General features: G+C 63.8%; 20 protein-coding genes. 9 read left to right on the top strand and 11 right to left on the bottom strand.

Annotation, left to right across the window (positions count from 1 at the left end):
* The first annotated feature begins 129 nt into the window (after positions 1-129).
* From FJ940_RS18625 to FJ940_RS18635, 3 genes are read left to right on the top strand one after another with little or no spacing between them, the layout of a single operon-like run.
* Positions 130-801, top strand: a complete 672-nt coding sequence (locus tag FJ940_RS18625; RefSeq protein WP_140499162.1) for an amino acid ABC transporter permease — start codon at positions 130-132, stop codon at positions 799-801.
* Entirely contained in the window at positions 798-1,472 is a 675-nt protein-coding gene (locus FJ940_RS18630) for an amino acid ABC transporter permease (RefSeq protein ID WP_140499164.1), read from the top strand. Before FJ940_RS18625 ends, FJ940_RS18630 begins: the two co-directional genes overlap by 4 nt.
* A gap of 25 nt (positions 1,473-1,497) precedes the next feature.
* Positions 1,498-2,241 (top strand): amino acid ABC transporter ATP-binding protein, encoded by a 744-nt coding sequence (locus FJ940_RS18635; protein WP_140499166.1) that lies wholly within the window; start codon positions 1,498-1,500, stop codon positions 2,239-2,241.
* A gap of 15 nt (positions 2,242-2,256) precedes the next feature.
* Here the strand turns inward: FJ940_RS18635 and FJ940_RS18640 are convergent, their stop codons facing one another.
* From FJ940_RS18640 to FJ940_RS18660, 5 genes are all read right to left on the bottom strand, one after another.
* Positions 2,257-2,955, bottom strand: a complete 699-nt coding sequence (locus FJ940_RS18640; RefSeq protein WP_140516231.1) for an RES family NAD+ phosphorylase — start codon at positions 2,953-2,955, stop codon at positions 2,257-2,259.
* A complete protein-coding gene (locus tag FJ940_RS18645) occupies positions 2,949-3,359 on the bottom strand; it encodes an MbcA/ParS/Xre antitoxin family protein (protein ID WP_140499170.1) in 411 nt (136 codons plus the stop codon). The genes FJ940_RS18640 and FJ940_RS18645 overlap by 7 nt, the downstream gene beginning before the upstream one ends.
* Before the next feature lie 297 nt (positions 3,360-3,656).
* Positions 3,657-5,090, bottom strand: coding sequence for an aldehyde dehydrogenase family protein (locus FJ940_RS18650; protein WP_140499172.1), 1,434 nt, complete (start codon positions 5,088-5,090; stop codon positions 3,657-3,659).
* A 153-nt stretch (positions 5,091-5,243) separates the two neighbouring features.
* Complete coding sequence (locus FJ940_RS18655) at positions 5,244-5,627, bottom strand: ACT domain-containing protein (RefSeq protein WP_140499174.1); 384 nt, start codon at positions 5,625-5,627, stop codon at positions 5,244-5,246.
* A 20-nt stretch (positions 5,628-5,647) separates the two neighbouring features.
* The gene (locus FJ940_RS18660; protein WP_140499176.1) at positions 5,648-6,115 is read right to left on the bottom strand and encodes a GNAT family N-acetyltransferase; all 468 of its coding nucleotides are present in this window, start codon (positions 6,113-6,115) and stop codon (positions 5,648-5,650) included.
* 418 nt (positions 6,116-6,533) lie between these two features.
* Here FJ940_RS18660 and FJ940_RS18665 point away from each other — a divergent pair, with 418 nt between their 5' ends.
* Positions 6,534-7,598 (top strand): YeiH family protein, encoded by a 1,065-nt coding sequence (locus tag FJ940_RS18665; protein WP_140556332.1) that lies wholly within the window; start codon positions 6,534-6,536, stop codon positions 7,596-7,598.
* Between the two features lie 51 nt (positions 7,599-7,649).
* Here FJ940_RS18665 and FJ940_RS18670 read toward each other — a convergent pair whose 3' ends face one another.
* Positions 7,650-8,147, bottom strand: a complete 498-nt coding sequence (locus FJ940_RS18670) for a GAF domain-containing protein (protein ID WP_140499180.1) — start codon at positions 8,145-8,147, stop codon at positions 7,650-7,652.
* Between the two features lie 76 nt (positions 8,148-8,223).
* Here FJ940_RS18670 and FJ940_RS18675 point away from each other — a divergent pair, with 76 nt between their 5' ends.
* Positions 8,224-8,628: an NUDIX domain-containing protein gene (locus FJ940_RS18675; protein ID WP_246671052.1), complete on the top strand. Its 405-nt coding sequence runs from the start codon at positions 8,224-8,226 to the stop codon at positions 8,626-8,628.
* Positions 8,629-8,645: 17 nt separating this feature from the next.
* Here FJ940_RS18675 and FJ940_RS28510 read toward each other — a convergent pair whose 3' ends face one another.
* From FJ940_RS28510 to FJ940_RS18685, 3 genes are all read right to left on the bottom strand, one after another.
* Entirely contained in the window at positions 8,646-8,804 is a 159-nt protein-coding gene (locus tag FJ940_RS28510) for a hypothetical protein (protein ID WP_181165260.1), read from the bottom strand.
* A gap of 149 nt (positions 8,805-8,953) precedes the next feature.
* Positions 8,954-10,582: a chaperonin GroEL gene (groL, locus tag FJ940_RS18680; protein ID WP_140582610.1), complete on the bottom strand. Its 1,629-nt coding sequence runs from the start codon at positions 10,580-10,582 to the stop codon at positions 8,954-8,956.
* A gap of 60 nt (positions 10,583-10,642) precedes the next feature.
* Positions 10,643-10,957 (bottom strand): co-chaperone GroES, encoded by a 315-nt coding sequence (locus FJ940_RS18685; RefSeq protein WP_140516246.1) that lies wholly within the window; start codon positions 10,955-10,957, stop codon positions 10,643-10,645.
* Between the two features lie 245 nt (positions 10,958-11,202).
* Here FJ940_RS18685 and FJ940_RS18690 point away from each other — a divergent pair, with 245 nt between their 5' ends.
* A complete protein-coding gene (locus FJ940_RS18690; protein ID WP_140499188.1) occupies positions 11,203-11,451 on the top strand; it encodes a hypothetical protein in 249 nt (82 codons plus the stop codon).
* On the top strand, positions 11,448-11,714 hold the full coding sequence (locus FJ940_RS18695) for a DUF1488 domain-containing protein (protein WP_140499190.1): 267 nt from the start codon (positions 11,448-11,450) through the stop codon (positions 11,712-11,714). Before FJ940_RS18690 ends, FJ940_RS18695 begins: the two co-directional genes overlap by 4 nt.
* 23 nt (positions 11,715-11,737) lie before the next feature.
* Here the strand turns inward: FJ940_RS18695 and FJ940_RS18700 are convergent, their stop codons facing one another.
* Together FJ940_RS18700 and FJ940_RS18705 are read right to left on the bottom strand one after the other, a co-directional pair.
* Positions 11,738-11,929 carry a hypothetical protein gene (locus tag FJ940_RS18700; protein WP_140521391.1) on the bottom strand — a complete coding sequence of 64 codons (192 nt, stop codon included), beginning with the start codon at positions 11,927-11,929 and terminating at the stop codon, positions 11,738-11,740.
* 5 nt (positions 11,930-11,934) lie between these two features.
* A complete protein-coding gene (locus tag FJ940_RS18705) occupies positions 11,935-12,141 on the bottom strand; it encodes a hypothetical protein (RefSeq protein ID WP_140521390.1) in 207 nt (68 codons plus the stop codon).
* A gap of 718 nt (positions 12,142-12,859) precedes the next feature.
* On the opposite strand from FJ940_RS18705, the gene FJ940_RS18710 reads away from it, so the two are divergent.
* Complete coding sequence (locus FJ940_RS18710) at positions 12,860-13,909, top strand: LacI family DNA-binding transcriptional regulator (protein WP_140556327.1); 1,050 nt, start codon at positions 12,860-12,862, stop codon at positions 13,907-13,909.
* Between the two features lie 63 nt (positions 13,910-13,972).
* Complete coding sequence (locus FJ940_RS18715) at positions 13,973-15,220, top strand: sugar ABC transporter substrate-binding protein (RefSeq protein ID WP_140516254.1); 1,248 nt, start codon at positions 13,973-13,975, stop codon at positions 15,218-15,220.
* Positions 15,221-15,521: the final 301 nt, after the last annotated feature.

Consider the following 15,521-nt stretch of genomic DNA (forward strand, 5'->3'; position numbering starts at 1 on the left):
TTAGGGATTAGGGAATTAGGGATTAGTGAGTAGCGAATTAGTGAGTAGTGAATAGGGAATTCCGGATCCGCCTCACTACTCACTACTCACTGCTCACTACTCACTACTCCCTAATCACCATTCACGCCCATGCTCGAGAATTTCAGCTTCCGCACCATCGTCGAATACCTGCCCCTGTTCGGGCAGGGCCTGGTCACGACCGTGTGGCTGTCGGCGCTGTCCTTTTTCGGCGCGCTCGCGGTCGGCATCCTGCTGTGCGCGATGAACCTGCAGCGCGGCTGGCTGTTTCGGGTGCCGGCCAAGGCCTATATCGACGCCGTACGCGCCACGCCCTTGCTGGCGCAGCTCTATTTTCTCTATTTCGGCCTGCCGCGCCTCGGTTTCGTGCTGCCCGAACTCGTCGTCGGCATCCTCGCGTTGTCACTGAACAGCGGCGCCTATGTCGCTGAAATCATTCGCGCCGGCATCCTGTCGATCCCGCGCGGCCAGGTTGAGGCCAGTGTTGCTTCGGGCATGACCTATGTCCAGCGCATGCGCCTGGTGGTCTTGCCGCAGGCGTTCAAGGTGACGATCCCGCCGCTGCTGGGACAAGCGATCGTGCTGGTCAAGGATTCGGCGCTCCTGTCGCTGATCTCGGTTGCCGAGCTGACGCGCGCCGGCCAGTTGCTCGCCTCCGACCGTTTCATGCCGGCGGAAGGATTTCTCACCATCGCCGCCTTCTACCTCATGCTCTATTACGGCCTCAAGGGGCTGGCGGTTCTCTCCGGCCGCTGGCTCGGCTCGGCGGGAGCGCGCATATGATCTGGCAGCAGTTGCAAAGCCTTGCGGGCAGCTATCCGCTGGCGCTGCGCGGCCTCGGCATGACCGTGGTGCTGTCGCTGATCAGCCTGGTGCTGGGCACCCTGCTCGGCTTCGGCCTCGGCATCTTGCGGACTGGCGGCAACCGGTTGATCGCCGGCGTGATCGGTGCCTGGGTAGACCTCATCCGGGGCACCCCGTTCCTGGTGCAGATATTCCTGATCTTCTTCATCTTGCCGGAGCTGGGCATCGAGCTCGACGCCTTCACCGCCGGCATCATCGCGCTGACCAACCTCGCCGCCTGCTTCATCTGCGAGATCGTCGCCGCCGGCATCCGTTCGGTTCCGACGGGCCAGGTCGAGGCGGCACTGGCGTCCGGCCTGTCGCGCTGGCAGCGCATGCGCCAGGTGGTGCTACCGCAGGCGATGCGCATCGTGCTGCCGCCGCTGGTCGGGCAATATGTGCTGCTGATCAAAGATTCTTCGGTCGTGTCGGCGATCGGCCTGACCGACCTCACCCGCGTCGGCTGGCTGGTGGTGCAGCGCGTGCCGAACGGCCTGCTGGTGTTCTTCCTCGTCGGCGTCGGCTATTTCATCGTCTGCTATCCGCTGATCATGCTCGCCCGCCGGCTCGAACGGCGCATGGGTGCCGCCCATGGCGAGGTGCAGATATGACATCGAACCCAAAGGTTCTGACCACATGACCAAAACGGGCATGATCGATTTTCGCGGCGTCAACAAATGGTTCGGCCCGCTCAACGTGCTGAGGGACATCACGCTCAGCGTCGAGCCGCGCGAAGTGGTCGTCGTCTGCGGCCCGAGCGGGTCGGGCAAGAGCACGCTTATCCGCTGCATCAACGGGCTGGAGACGATCAAGGACGGCGACCTTGTCGTCGACGGCCAGCGGCTCGGCGACCCCGCCACCAACATGACGAAGCTGCGCACCGAGATCGGCTTCGTCTTCCAGTCCTTCAACCTCTACCCGCACAAGACCGCGCTCGAAAACGTCACGCTGGCGCCGATCCATGTCCGCAAGATCCCGCGCGCCGAGGCCGAGCAGGCCGGCCGCGAACTGCTGGCCAAGGTTGGGCTTGCCGACAAGGTCAACGCCTATCCTGCGCAGCTTTCAGGCGGACAGCAGCAGCGCGTGGCGATCGCCCGCTGTCTCGGCATGCGCCCCAAGATCATGCTGTTCGACGAGCCGACATCCGCGCTCGACCCCGAGATGATTTCGGAAGTGCTCGACGTCATGGTCGCGGTTGCCGAGGAAGGCATGACCATGATGGTGGTGACGCATGAGATGGGCTTTGCCCGCAAGGTCGCCCAGCGCGTGGTGTTCATGGATGCCGGCGCCATCGTCGAAAGCGGCACGCCCGACGAGTTCTTCTCGCACCCCAGGACCGATCGCAGCCGCGCATTCCTGAGCAAGATCCTGCGGCACTGACCGGCGCCGCCGCCTTCAAGTGACCGCCAGCACCTTGCCTGTATCGTGCTGGCGCACGAAATCCACGCGGCGGCCGTCCCAGTGGTAGCTGTAGTGCCTCCCCTGGACGGGAACGGTGATTGCATCCGGCCAGAAGATGCCGATGCACTGCCCGCTTGGCATGCGCACGCTGTTCCACACCAGCCCGTCGCTGCCGGCCGCACGCAAGGCGCGGCCTTCGGCCTGCGAGGCGGTGTAGTCGTCCGGGTCGAGCGCGCCGGGCACCGCGTTGACGTCATCGAGGTCGCGATCGACGCTGCCGATCAGCACGCGGAAATCCGCGGTCCAGCCCGGCTCCTCCTTGGTGGCGCGCATAAAATTCTGGTGGTGGTGGATGGTTTCGGCCAGCGCCACCTCCTCGCTGTCGCCGGCATAGTAGATGCCGTAGCTGCCATCGGAAAACCGCCCGGGCCGCAAGGTCGAGCAATGCACGAAGGGCGCCATCACGAAACTTGCGCCGGGTCCGGACACCCGCCTTTCGGCAGGAACCTTGCCGAGGTCGCCGAGTTCCAGCCGGATGCGCGGATTGGTCTTCTCCTCGACGGCGGCCAGCGCTTCCCAATCGCGTGGGTCGGCAATGTCCTCGAAGAGGTCGATCGGCGGATGGATGGAGCGGATGATGCGGAAGGTCTGGGGCCAGTGGACGCGGCGCCGGACCGCGAGCCCACTCACCATGCACCACGCTCCGCGTCGAGCCATTCGCGCATCGCGGCAAGGTCGGAGATTTCGCCGCGCAGCATCAGGTCGAGCGCCGACTGGCCGCCGAACGTGGCGTTGGGTTTTCGGATCCAGGCATAGCCGCGCGCCGGCTCGGTGAAGAGATAGCGCAAGCCCTTATGGATGCCCATCAGATGCGCCATGCGGGTGCGCAGATCGCGGTCGATCCGACCGATGCCGCCTTCCTTCCAGCGCGCCCAGGTCCGCGCCGACATGCCGCCGAGCAGGATGCAGGCCTCGAGGTCGGTGAGGCCCCACGCCTTGAACAGGTTGACCGTGGTGCGCGCCAGGGCGCCCGCCTCTTCATCCGAGATGGCGCTGCCGACCGCGGCCGGCGTGGTGACGATGGACTGAAGCTGCATTTTCTGCTCCCGCTATTGGCAGACATATAGCATGTATTTGCCAATTGGCAAGGAAACAGGACCAGAGCGGCCACCTAAAAAGGTGGCGCGGCATAACAGACCAGGGTTCCTCGCCCCCACAAAGGTGGGGGAGAGGTGGCTCGGCGAAGCCGAGACGGAGCGGGGGAATGGCGCGGCGTGGATATGCCGTGAAAACCTTCCAGCGCCGCAGCCCCCTCTCCGACCGCTTCGCCGCCACCTCTCCCCCGCTTTGCGGGGCCGAGGAACCCACGTTCTGTGAGGGCGGCTCTTGTCCGCCTACTCCGCCGCCTCATACCCCGCGATACCCTTGATCTCCAGAAAATCCTCCAGCCCGTATTCGGCGTATTCGCGGCCGTTGCCGGATTGCTTGTAGCCGCCGAAGGGCAGGCCGGCGTCCCATTGGGGATAGTTGATGTAGACGTTGCCGGAGCGCATGCGCGCCGCGACGTCGCGCGCCTTCTGGATATCCTTGGCCTGGATATAGGAGGCAAGGCCGTAGACGGTGTCGTTGGCCTGCTCGACCGCCTGCTCGACCGTGTCGTAGGGCATGATGGCCAGCACCGGCCCGAAAATCTCCTCGCGCGCGATGCGCATGTCGTGGGTGACATCGGCGAACACGGTCGGCCTGACATAGTAGCCACGGTTGAGTTCGGCCGGACGGCCGGGGCCGCCCGCGACCAGCGTGGCGCCCTCGTCTATGCCGCTCTGGATCATGTCCTGGATCTTGTCGAACTGGGCCTGGCTGACGACAGGGCCGAGCTTGGTGCCGGGAGCGTCGGCCGGACCGACCACGAACTTTTCCGCCGCCGCCTTGGCGTAGGAAGCCGCCTCGTCATGACGGTCGCGTGGCACGAACATACGGGTTGGCGCGTTGCAGGACTGGCCGCTGTTGCTGAAGCAGCCGGCGACGCCCTTGGTCACGGCGGTGGCGAGGTCGACATCCGGGAACAGGATGTTGGCCGACTTGCCGCCAAGTTCCTGGTGCACGCGCTTGACGGTGTCGGCGGCGGCCTTGGCCACCAATATGCCGGCCCGGGTGGAGCCGGTGAACGACATCATGTCGATATCGGGATGGCTGGACAGCGCCTGGCCGACGCCGGGGCCGTCGCCATTGACGAGGTTGAACACGCCCTTCGGCACGCCGGCCTCGTCGAAGATCTCGGCGAAGATGATGGCGTCGAGCGGCGCGATCTCGGATGGCTTCAGCACCATGGTGCAACCGGCGGCAAGCGCCGGACCCACCTTGCAGGTGATCTGGTTCAGCGGCCAGTTCCATGGCGTGATCAGGCCGACGACGCCGATCGGCTCCTTGACGATCAGCGAGGAGCCCTTGACCTGCCGGAACTGGAAGCTCTTCAGCACTTCCGCCATCTTGGCCAGATGCGCGAGCCCGATGCCGACCTGGCTGTCGAGCGCCATCCGGCGCGGCGCGCCCATCTCGCGTGACACGGCGAGCGCAAGGTCCTGGCTGCGCTTCTTGTAGACCTCGATGACGCGGTTGAGGATGTCGAGCCGTTCCTCGACCGAGGTGAAGCCGAATGTGCCGAAGGCCCGCTTCGCGGCGACCACCGCCTTGTCGACGTCGGCCTTGGAACCAAGCGAAATCTGCGCGAAGCTATCTTCGTTCGACGGATCGATGACATCGATCGTGTTGGGCACGACAGGATCGACCCACGCGCCATCGATGTAGAACTGCAGATTGTGTGACATGATTTCTCCTGAGGGGCGCCGCACAGCCGTCCGGCGTGATATCTGGTTAGAAATAACGATGCGCGAATGGCGGTGTCAAACGCAACCCCGAACTGGTGAGCGAGCCGCGAGCGGTTGAACCAGCCGGGCGGGCGATAGCTGGAATAGAACGAGTTAAAGCAGAGTATGCCCGGCTTCGCCCAGAAGCCGTGTCGCCGCGACCCGATCGGCGGCTTTCACCAGCAGGTGATCGCCGTCGAAAGTCGACACCACGAAAATGCCCAGCTCGTTTTCCGACAGTGGCCTGATGATCGACAACACGATGCCGGTTTCATCGAAAGCGAAAGGTCCTTGGAGCTTGAAGGCGACCCACTCGTCATCCCGCTTGACGCCATCTGGAACGCGATCCTGCAGACAGACGATCGAAAGTTCATCCTCGGTTCTGGTGATGCTGACGAAGCCTGGCCCGTCCGCCCAACCGGGAACGCTCGCTCCAGGCTCGAGCCGCGAAATCGCGTACAGCCCGGGCAGTTGCTTCAGCCTGATTTTGGCAGCCATTGTCGAACTCCGATTGCGGTCTATCCAGCGAGCCTCTTGCTCATATAGACAGTCGTACCGTTCATGAACGGCTCCTCCCGGTCGATCCTATAGCCGTGCCTCTTGTAAAGCGACACATTGGCCGCGAAGGCGCCATTGGTCAGCAGGCGAAGTTCGTTGCGGCCCGCTTCGGCCGCCTTGCGTTCAGCCCGCTCCAGCAACAGCCGGCCGATCCCCCTTCCCTGCGCATGCGGTGCCACGCAGACATTCTCGATCCAGACATGATCGTCGGCTGGCATGGTTTCGATCGCGCCGACGATTTCGCCCTGGTCGGTCGCAAGGTCGAACTCATGCTCTGCAACCGCTATGTCGTAGTCGGCGCGCATGGGCAGCGGTTCGCGGCCGATCAGCGGCACCCATTTGGCATAGGCCAAGCGCACGATGTCCCGGATGGCTGCGGCGTCCGCCGGCCCGGCCTGCCGGAACTGGATGGAAGGATTGATGCTCATCGAGGGCTCCAGACATGAACAGCCCGCCGACGGTTGCGCGGGCGGGGCTGGGAAGAACGAACCGGAATTAACGGGCCACTCCTCGTCGTCGCGCAATCATGCCGCCTCGCAGTGTACAGGTTCGGCGTCGCATGACATTGGCGCGGGGAAGAACGAACATGGCGCCAAGCTGGCGCAGCATGAGTGGCCCGTCAAGCCGACGCCAAGCCACCTTCTGGCGGTGCCCCAGCCTCTTTACCGCGCTGCCTCACCAACCCTGATTAGAGGCATGCCGTATCGGCCCTTGGCCGACGACCGCATTTTGGTCACGTAAGCCGGAAAACCGTCCTGGAAAATCGATCATTCTAACGAAAATAATTCATTGGAAAGATTAGTCGGGGAATGGCATTCCCCGGGCGAAGTCGCCTGGAGCATGACGTTGTCTTCCTTATCCCACATAGCGAACGATATTCCAAAAAGCCTGATTTCCGCCGAACCCGCGCAGCGCCGCAAGGCGCTCGACTCGACCAAGGCCGGACCCGTGCCCGGTATGATATTGGTCGCGATGATCACTGCGGTGGCCTTCTCGGCCCGCAACGTCTCCGGCTTTGCCCTGTTCAGCCCGATGATAATAGCCGTCGTCGCCGGCATGATCTACTCCAACGTGCTCGGCACGCCGGGGCACGCCAAGGCCGGCATCGCGTTTTCGCAGCGCCGGCTGCTGCGCTTCGCCATAGTGCTGCTCGGTTTCCAGCTGACGCTCGGCCAGGTGGTGTCGATCGGCGCCGGCGGTGTCGGCATCGTGGCAGCCACCCTTGGCGCCACCTTCGTCTTCACCATCACGCTCGGCCGGCTGATCGGCGTCGACGCGAAACTGGCGCAGCTGATCGCCGCCGGCACCTCGATCTGCGGTGCCTCGGCAATCGTGGCCACCAACATCGTCACCGACGCGCGCGACGAGGACGTCACCTACGCCGTCGCCTCGATCACCTTGTTCGGCACCGTCGCCATGCTCGGCTTCCCGCTGCTGGCGCCGCTGCTCGGCCTCGACCAGCATGCTTTCGGCCTGTGGGCGGGCGCCTCGATCCATGAGGTGGCGCAGGTCATCGGCGCCGGCTTCCAGAACGGCACCCAGTCGGGCGAGATCGCCACCGTCGCCAAGCTCACCCGCGTCGCCATGCTGGCGCCGATGGTCATCGCGCTGGGCCTGATGGCGCGCCGCAAGAGCAGCAGCGACCAGCAGGCGGCGCGCCCGCCCATGCCATGGTTCGTCGCCGCCTTCGTCGCCGTCGTGGCTCTGAACAGCCTTGTCGCGATACCCGCCGACGTGAAATCGGCGATGGCGCTCGCCACCACCATCATGCTGACCATGGGGCTGGCCGCCATGGGCCTGCAGGCCGATATCTCGCAGCTGCGCTCGCGCGGCCTGCGCCCGCTGGCGCTCGCCTTCTCGGCCTTCCTGTTCATCGGCGGCTTCAGCCTGATGCTGGTGAAGTTGGCCTAGGCCCCAAAGGTAGCGCTCTACGGCGCCCCCTTCTGTCCGGCAGGAAAGCGCCTAATCCTCGAACGAACTGGCCGCGACATAGATCGCGGCCAGCGTTTCGATGCCGGCCTGGTCCGCCTTGTCGAAGCGGCCGGGCAGCGGGCTGTCGAGATCGAGCACGCCGAAGACGCCTTCATCGTCTTCGAGAAGCACGACCAGTTCCGAACGCGAATCGGCGTCGCAGGCGATGTGGCCGGGGAAATCGTGCACGTCCTTGATAAGCATCGAGGTGCCGAGTTCGACCGCCGTGCCGCATACGCCCTTGCCTACGGCAATGCGCACGCAGGCCGGCTTGCCCTGGAACGGACCCAGCACCAATTCCTCGTCCGAGGCCAGGAAATAGAAGCCCGCCCAGTTGAGATCGGGCACCATCTGGAAGATCAGCGCCGCGGTGTTGGCGGCATTGGCAATCGAGTCGCCCTCGCCCTCGAGCAGCGCCTTCAGTTGCGCGGCAAGATCGCGGTAGAACGCGGCCTTGTCCGAAGTGTCGATGGCCTTGGCTGCGAACATGGCTTGTCTCCGAACTGAGAATCGCGGTTCCGTTTTCCGCAGGCTCTGCACCAAACGACCACCGGAACAGTCTACCGTGAATCCTACCCGCCACGAAAGCCGCAAGATCAGGGTCGCCGCCGGCTTCATCGCGGATGCGTCGGGCCGGCTGCTTCTGGTGCGCAAGCGCGGCACCAGCGCCTTCATGCAGCCCGGCGGCAAGATCGAGCCGCGCGAGTCCCCGCTCGATGCTCTGGTGCGTGAATTGCGCGAGGAACTCGGATTGGCGGTCGACCTCGCCACCACCTCCCGGCTCGGCCTGTTCTCGGCCAACGAGCCGGACAGCACGGTCGAGGCGGAATTGTTCGGGCTCTCCATCGACAGCCAGCCGATAGCCGCCCCCGAGATCGAGGAGATCATCTGGCTGGAGCCCGGCTCGACCAGTTCCGTCGAACTTGCGCCGCTGACGCGCGATGTGGTGCTGAGGTTGAGCGGAATGTAGCGGCGGCGGCGCCGCTATTACATCGGACGCTTGGGTTCGCCCTTTTGTGGCATTGCCGGATCGGGCTCGGATTTCTTGTGCTTGTCGGCGGCAATCCTGCGGATGCGGTCGAAGCGGCTTTCCTCTGTCGTTTCGGTCGTGACGACCGTCTGTGGCTTCTGCACGAACACGATCATGGATCGATCTCCTGGGCCAGAGGCCTGCGCGCCGGGGGAGAATCCCCCGGCGATAGTCGTCTCGCCTGCGGCAAAGGCCGGTTCGGCGAGATACGGATCAGGTCTGAAAGACGGCTTTTATGAAACCACCTTCGCGAGCCGGCCGAATCCTAGTAGCCGCCCATGCCGCCACCGCCGCCCGCAGGCGCGGCATCCTTGGCCGGAATGTCCGAGATCATCGCTTCGGCGGTGATCAAAAGCGCGGCGATCGAGCCGGCATCCTGCAACGCGGTGCGCACCACTTTCGCCGGATCGACGATGCCCGCCTTGATCATGTCGACATACGCCTCGTTCTGGGCATCGAAACCCTGGTTGTGATCCTTGCTGTCGGAGAGCTTGCCGACGACAACGGAGCCTTCAACGCCCGAATTCTCGGCGATCTGGCGGAGCGGCGCTTCGAGTGCCCTGAGCACGATCGAGATGCCGGCGGTGACATCGGCATTGGCGCCGTTCAGGCCGGCAAGCGCCGTCCTGGCACGCAGCAGGGCCACGCCGCCGCCCGGCACGATGCCTTCCTCGACCGCCGCGCGCGTGGCGTTCAGCGCGTCGTCGATGCGGTCCTTCTTTTCCTTGACTTCCGACTCGGTGGCGCCGCCGACGCGGATGACGGCAACGCCGCCGGAGAGCTTGGCCAGCCGCTCCTGCAGCTTCTCCTTGTCATAGTCGGAAGTGGTTTCCTCGATCTGGCCCTTGATCTGGGCGACACGCGCCTGAATGGTCGCCTTGGTGCCGGCGCCGTCGATGATCGTGGTGGTGTCCTTTTCGATCAGCACGCGCTTGGCGCGGCCGAGCATCTCGATGGTGACGTTCTCCAGCTTGATACCGAGATCCTCGGAGATCATCTGGCCGGATGTGAGCACCGCGATGTCTTCCAGCATCGCCTTGCGGCGGTCGCCGAAGCCCGGCGCCTTGACGGCCGCGACCTTGAGGCCGCCGCGCAGCTTGTTGACGACCAGCGTCGCCAGAGCCTCGCCTTCGACGTCCTCGGAGATGATCAGCAGCGGCCTGCCGCTCTGCACCACCGCTTCGAGGATCGGCAGCATTGCCTGCAGATTGCCGAGCTTCTTCTCGTGGATGAGAATATAGGGCTCTTCCAGCTCCGCGCGCATCTTGTCGGCATTGGTGACGAAATAGGGCGAGAGATAGCCGCGGTCGAACTGCATGCCTTCGACGACGTCGAGTTCGGTGTTCGCGGTCTTGGCTTCCTCGACGGTGATGACGCCGTCATTTCCGACCTTGTCCATCGCCTTGGCGATCATCTCGCCGACGCTGGCATCGCCATTGGCGGCGATTGTGCCGACCTGCGCGATCTCGGCCGACGACTTGACCTTCTTGGCCTTCGCCTTGATTTCCACGACGACGGCCGCGACGGCCTGGTCGATGCCGCGCTTGAGGTCCATCGGGTTCATGCCGGCGGCAACCAGCTTGGCGCCTTCGCGCAGGATCGAGGCGGCCAGCACCGTGGCAGTGGTGGTGCCGTCGCCGGCGAGGTCGTTGGTCTTCGAGGCCACTTCGCGCACCATCTGCGCGCCCATGTTCTCGAACTTGTCGGCAAGCTCGATTTCCTTGGCGACGGTGACGCCGTCCTTGGTGATGCGCGGCGCCCCATAGGCCTTGTCGATGATGACGTTGCGGCCCTTGGGGCCGAGCGTGACCTTGACCGCATTGGTGAGGATCTCGACGCCGCGCAGCATACGGTCGCGCGCATCGGTGGAGAATTTGATTTCCTTGGCAGACATGATTTTATCCAGTTCGCATTTGGAGTGGAGCCGTCACCGCGCAGAGGCGCGGCGCTTCAGTCAGGCGGCCTTCTTGGCTTCGACGCTCTTTTCGATAACGCCCATGATGTCGGCTTCCTTCATGATCAGAAGATCCTCGCCGTCGATCTTGACCTCCGTGCCCGACCATTTGCCGAACAGGATCAAGTCGCCGGCCTTGACGTCGAGCGGAACAAGTGCGCCGTTTTCGTCGCGGGCGCCGGGACCAACCGCGATCACTTCGCCTTCCTGCGGCTTTTCCTTGGCATTGTCGGGAATGATGATGCCGCCCTTGGATTTGATATCGCCTTCGGCGCGCCGGATGACGACGCGGTCGTGGAGTGGCCGAAATTTCATGAGAACTTCTTTCTGGGGCCGGCATAGGCGGCCGCCCCCTTCTATAGGCTCTTTGGCACTCGATAGATAGGAGTGCCAAAATTTATTCCGAGCGGATATTGAATAATCATAGTATTATTTCGGCGCCCGGTTTCATCGGGTCGGAAAACGACCAAATATTTCAAAAATTTGAATTTTCCCGGCAGAGTGCCTATTTATCGGACAAGTTCATTTTCACGATTTCAGACGCAAGGGAGATTTCCTCGATGGCCGACGGCAACCAGACGATCATGGAAAAAGCTGAAGCGCGCTTTGTCGACAAGCAGAAGAAGACGGCGGAGCGCAACAAGGCAACCGCCGAATATATGTCCGAAGCGAGGGCCAGGGAGATCAAGACGGCAAGGCTGAGGCAATTGCGGCTGGCCAAGGAAGAAGCCGACCGCGTGGCCGAGGCCCTGAACCCGACGCCGAAGAAGAAACGCGCGGTGAAGAAAACGACGGAGGCAAAATCATGAGCCTGACCTTCCCCAACCGCAGCCGCAGCTACGACGAGGCCGGCAAGCGCATCCGGTTCGTCGGCTATGACGGCATGTTCCAGATTTCCTTCTCGGTCGCCGCCGATGCCATGACGAGGATGCAGCCGGCGACGGCAGCCAATGAAGCCGGCTATCTCGCCACCTTCGACACCGAGAGCAGTGTCATCCGCGACGTAGCGTCAAAGGCCTATGACCGCACGCGCAAGAGCATGTATGTGCTGACGGCCGACGACTTCCGCTGAGACGACAGGCGGACGGCGCTGGATCAGGATTTACGCTCCGCCTTCTCCCGGCGCTTGACGTCCCGGACATTCATCTGATCGACCATGGCGTTGGCGTCGCGCGGGCTCATGCCGACCATCGCCCTTTGCCTGACGACGACGGGCTGGCCGGTGAAGACGTCGATGATGGCCCAGCTTTGGGGCAAGTCCATGCGCAGTGCGTAGCGGTTGGCCATTTGCCTCAGCCCTGCAACATGAAGAAGACCATGCCCAGGACCGATATCGTCCAGGCGACGACCGACAGCTTCAACACCATGCCGCCATGGGCGGCCAGCGCCTCCCGCAGCCGCGGGGCGATACCTGCCGACGGGACCGGTTCCACCGTAACGGCACGGGGTCCCTTGGCGCCAAGTTTTCCAAAGACGGGCAACAGCGACGGTTCACGCACGAAAATGGCCTCGAATGTCGGGGAAAGTCGGAGCGGGCAAGCTCTTGCCCTTCCATAGCACTCTTTTGGCGAGTGCCCTGCATGCCAAATGCAAATAGGCTGCTTTAACGCCGGCCGCATGCCACGTGACCCCGATCGTCAGATGCTGAAAGCGCGCAAGGCGGCTGGGTAGCAGTCTTCTTGCCGGCGCGTCAGTGTCACGACGAAGACGAGGACCTGTCCGGCCCAGGCCGCAAAATGCAAGCTGGCAAGACCCATCGCCCTTGATGGTCCGACGCAGGCTCTACGTCATATGATTTTTGGAGGCCTCGCCTCGGGATCGAACCGAGGCTTCAGAGATTTGCCGTCTCCAGCGTAGCCGCTCCGCCACGAGGCCATGACTAGCGAACTAACCGATAATATTTGCGCAAGCGTTAAGACCGAAGAGTCGTTTGTAGACATGTCGCCGATTGCCGCTTTGGTTGGCTCGCGCCATGGCAGCACTGACGACTGCCGATTAGGCGCCTGATATGAACTCGCCGAGCCCGTGAGCCCGCCCTCCGGCGGCCGCTTCGCACCACCGGAGGACCAGCCACTTTTCCTCTTGAACAGCCTCTGGATCTGGCCTAGCTTGGGTTGAGAAAAGGTTTTTCCAAACATTTCCGAGCGGGCTCGGCCATTGGCCGGGTCATTCCGGCCTGTAAGAGAAAACCTTTTCCCAATCGGGATTTTCGCCGCAATGGCATTGGACGATCAGCCAGCCTTTCCCAAGCCCGTCACCTTGCGTGACGTGGCGGCCGAGGCTGGCGTCAGCGTCGCCACCGCCTCGAAGGCGCTCAACGACCAGGGCCGCATGACCGCCGAGACCCGCGAGCGCATTCGCGAGACCGCGCAGCGCCTCGGCTTTCGGCCAAACAGCCTGGCGCAGAGTCTGCTGCGGCGACGCTCCTTCACCGTCGGCCTGCTCACCAACGATACCTATGGCCGCTTCTCGCTGCCGCTGATGTCGGGCATTTCCGACGCGCTGGTCGACGCCGGCGTCTCGGTGTTCCTGTGCAATGTCGAGGAGGATCCGCGTCTCGGCCAGCTCCATGTCGAGGCCATGCTCGACAAGCGCGTTGACGGCATCATCGCCACCGGCAAGCGCATCGACCGTCATCTGCCGGTCGACCTGTCTAATCTGCGCATTCCGGTGATCTATGCCTTCACCCAGCCCGATCCCGACGCCGTCGCCTTCGTCTCCGACGACGCTGGCGGCGCGCGGCTGGCGGTGGAGCATTTCTGTCGGCTCGGCCGCAGGCGCATCGCCCATGTCTCGGGACCGGCGAGCTTTGCCGTGGTGCACGCCAGGGCGCAGGCCTATCGCGATGTTCTGACCGAGAACGGCCTGTCGGTCACCGAGCCGCTGCTCGGCTCGTGGTCGGAGGCCTGGGGACACGAAGCCGTGGCGAGGCTGTTCGACGGCGCGGCCGACGACGCAAGCGAAAGACCGGACGCCGTCTTCTGCGGCAACGACCAGATCGCGCGCGGCGTCATCGATGCCTTGCGCGAACGCGGTCTCGACGTGCCCGGCGATGTAGGCGTCATCGGTTTCGACAATTGGGAGATCGTGGCCGAAGCGACGCGCCCGCCGCTGACCTCGGTCGACATGAACCTGGCTGCGCTCGGCCGCGAAGCGGGGCTGACCTTGCTTTCCCTGGTCGGCGGCAAGCCCGCCGCGCCAGGCATCCGGAAACTGCCGTGCCGGCTGGTGGTGCGTCAGTCCTGCGGCCGCCTGCCGGACGGCTGAAGAACCAAACGCCGCAATCGGCGGCAAGCCGCGCGTCGCGGCCAAAACGTGGAGGAGGAGAATATGAGGACTTTGATTGCCAGGCTGGCCTTGACGGCCGCCGTATTCGGCTGCGGGCTGCAATTTGCCGCCGCCGAGACCGCCAACATCTGGGTGCGCGCCGACGGCTCGAACTTCATGCCGCGCATCGTCGATGCCTACAACAAGGGCCACACCAACCAGATCAAGCTCGACATCATCCCCAACGCCGAGATCATTCCGAAATACGGTGCTGCCGCCGCCGGCGGCACGGCGCCCGACGCGCTGTCGCTCGACCTGATCTACACGCCCTCCTTTGCTGCCGCCGGCCAGTTGGAGGACATCACCGACTGGGCCAAGTCGCTCCCCTATTTCGCCAGCCTGTCGCCGGCTCATGTGAAGACCGGCACGTACAAGGACCGCATTTACGGCCTGCCCTTCTCCGCCGACGCCTCGGTGCTGATCTGGAACAAGAAGCTGTTCAAGCAGGCCGGCCTCGACCCCGAAAAGGGCCCGGCCAATTGGGCCGAGATCGAAGCCGACGCCGAAAAAGTCAACGCGCTCGGCGGCAACATCAAGGGCTTCTACTTCTCCGGCAATTGCGGCGGCTGCAACATCTTCACCTTCACGCCGCTGGTCTGGGCCTCGGGCGGCGATATCCTCTCACAGGACGGCTCCAAGGCGACGCTGGACAGCCCGCAGCTGCGTGGCGCCATCGATCTCTACCGCTCGATGGTCAAGAAGGGCCTGGTGCCGGAAGGCGCCCAGACCGACACCGGCGCCAATTTCTTCGCCGCCTTCGCCGGCGGCAACATCGGCATCTCGCCGTCGGGTGCCTTCGCTATCGGCGCGCTCAACACCCAGTATCCCGATATCGACTACGGCATCACCTTCCTGCCGGGCAAGGATGGCGGCTGGTCGTCCTTTGCCGGCGGCGACAATTTCGTCGTCACCAAGGGCACCAAGAAGATCGATGTGGTGAAGGAGTTCCTCGACTTCGCCTATTCGCTGGAAGGCCAGACGATCCTGGCCAAATATGGCAGCCTGCCGGTGCGCGGCGACATCGCCAAGGACGCGCTGAAGGACCTCGACCCGCGCTACCAGGTCGCAGCCGAGGCCATGGCCAAGGGCAAGACGCCCTATTCGGTGGTGTTCAACGACCTGATCAACTCCGCCAACGGCCCGTGGACGCAGATGGTCAACGAGGTGTTCTTCGGCGACGACGTCGACGGCGCCATCGCCAATGCGCAGGAGACCATGCAGTCGATCATAGACCAGGCGCCGCAGAAATAGGCGCCTGCCGGCCGCCCGCCTGTCTCCCTGAGCGGGTGGCCGGATACTGTTTGGTTCAGATACAGGGCTATCGCGTTGAGAAGACTCACTAGCATCGACAGCTTGGGACCTAGCGCACTTCGCCTCCCCTTCTCCCCTTGTGGGGTGAGAAGCGGTCCGCGCAGCGGACGAAAAGCCAACTGCTTGGCTTTTCGAGCTTCGAACGCCCTGAGCCTGCGAAGGGCCGGGTGGTGGCCGATCCACTCTGCCGGGTCCCCGCTGCTTCGCAGCGTCCCGGTGTTCGCCGGCCTTTCATCGTGCC

This window comes from Mesorhizobium sp. B2-3-7, from assembly GCF_006442695.1.
Taxonomy (GTDB): domain Bacteria; phylum Pseudomonadota; class Alphaproteobacteria; order Rhizobiales; family Rhizobiaceae; genus Mesorhizobium.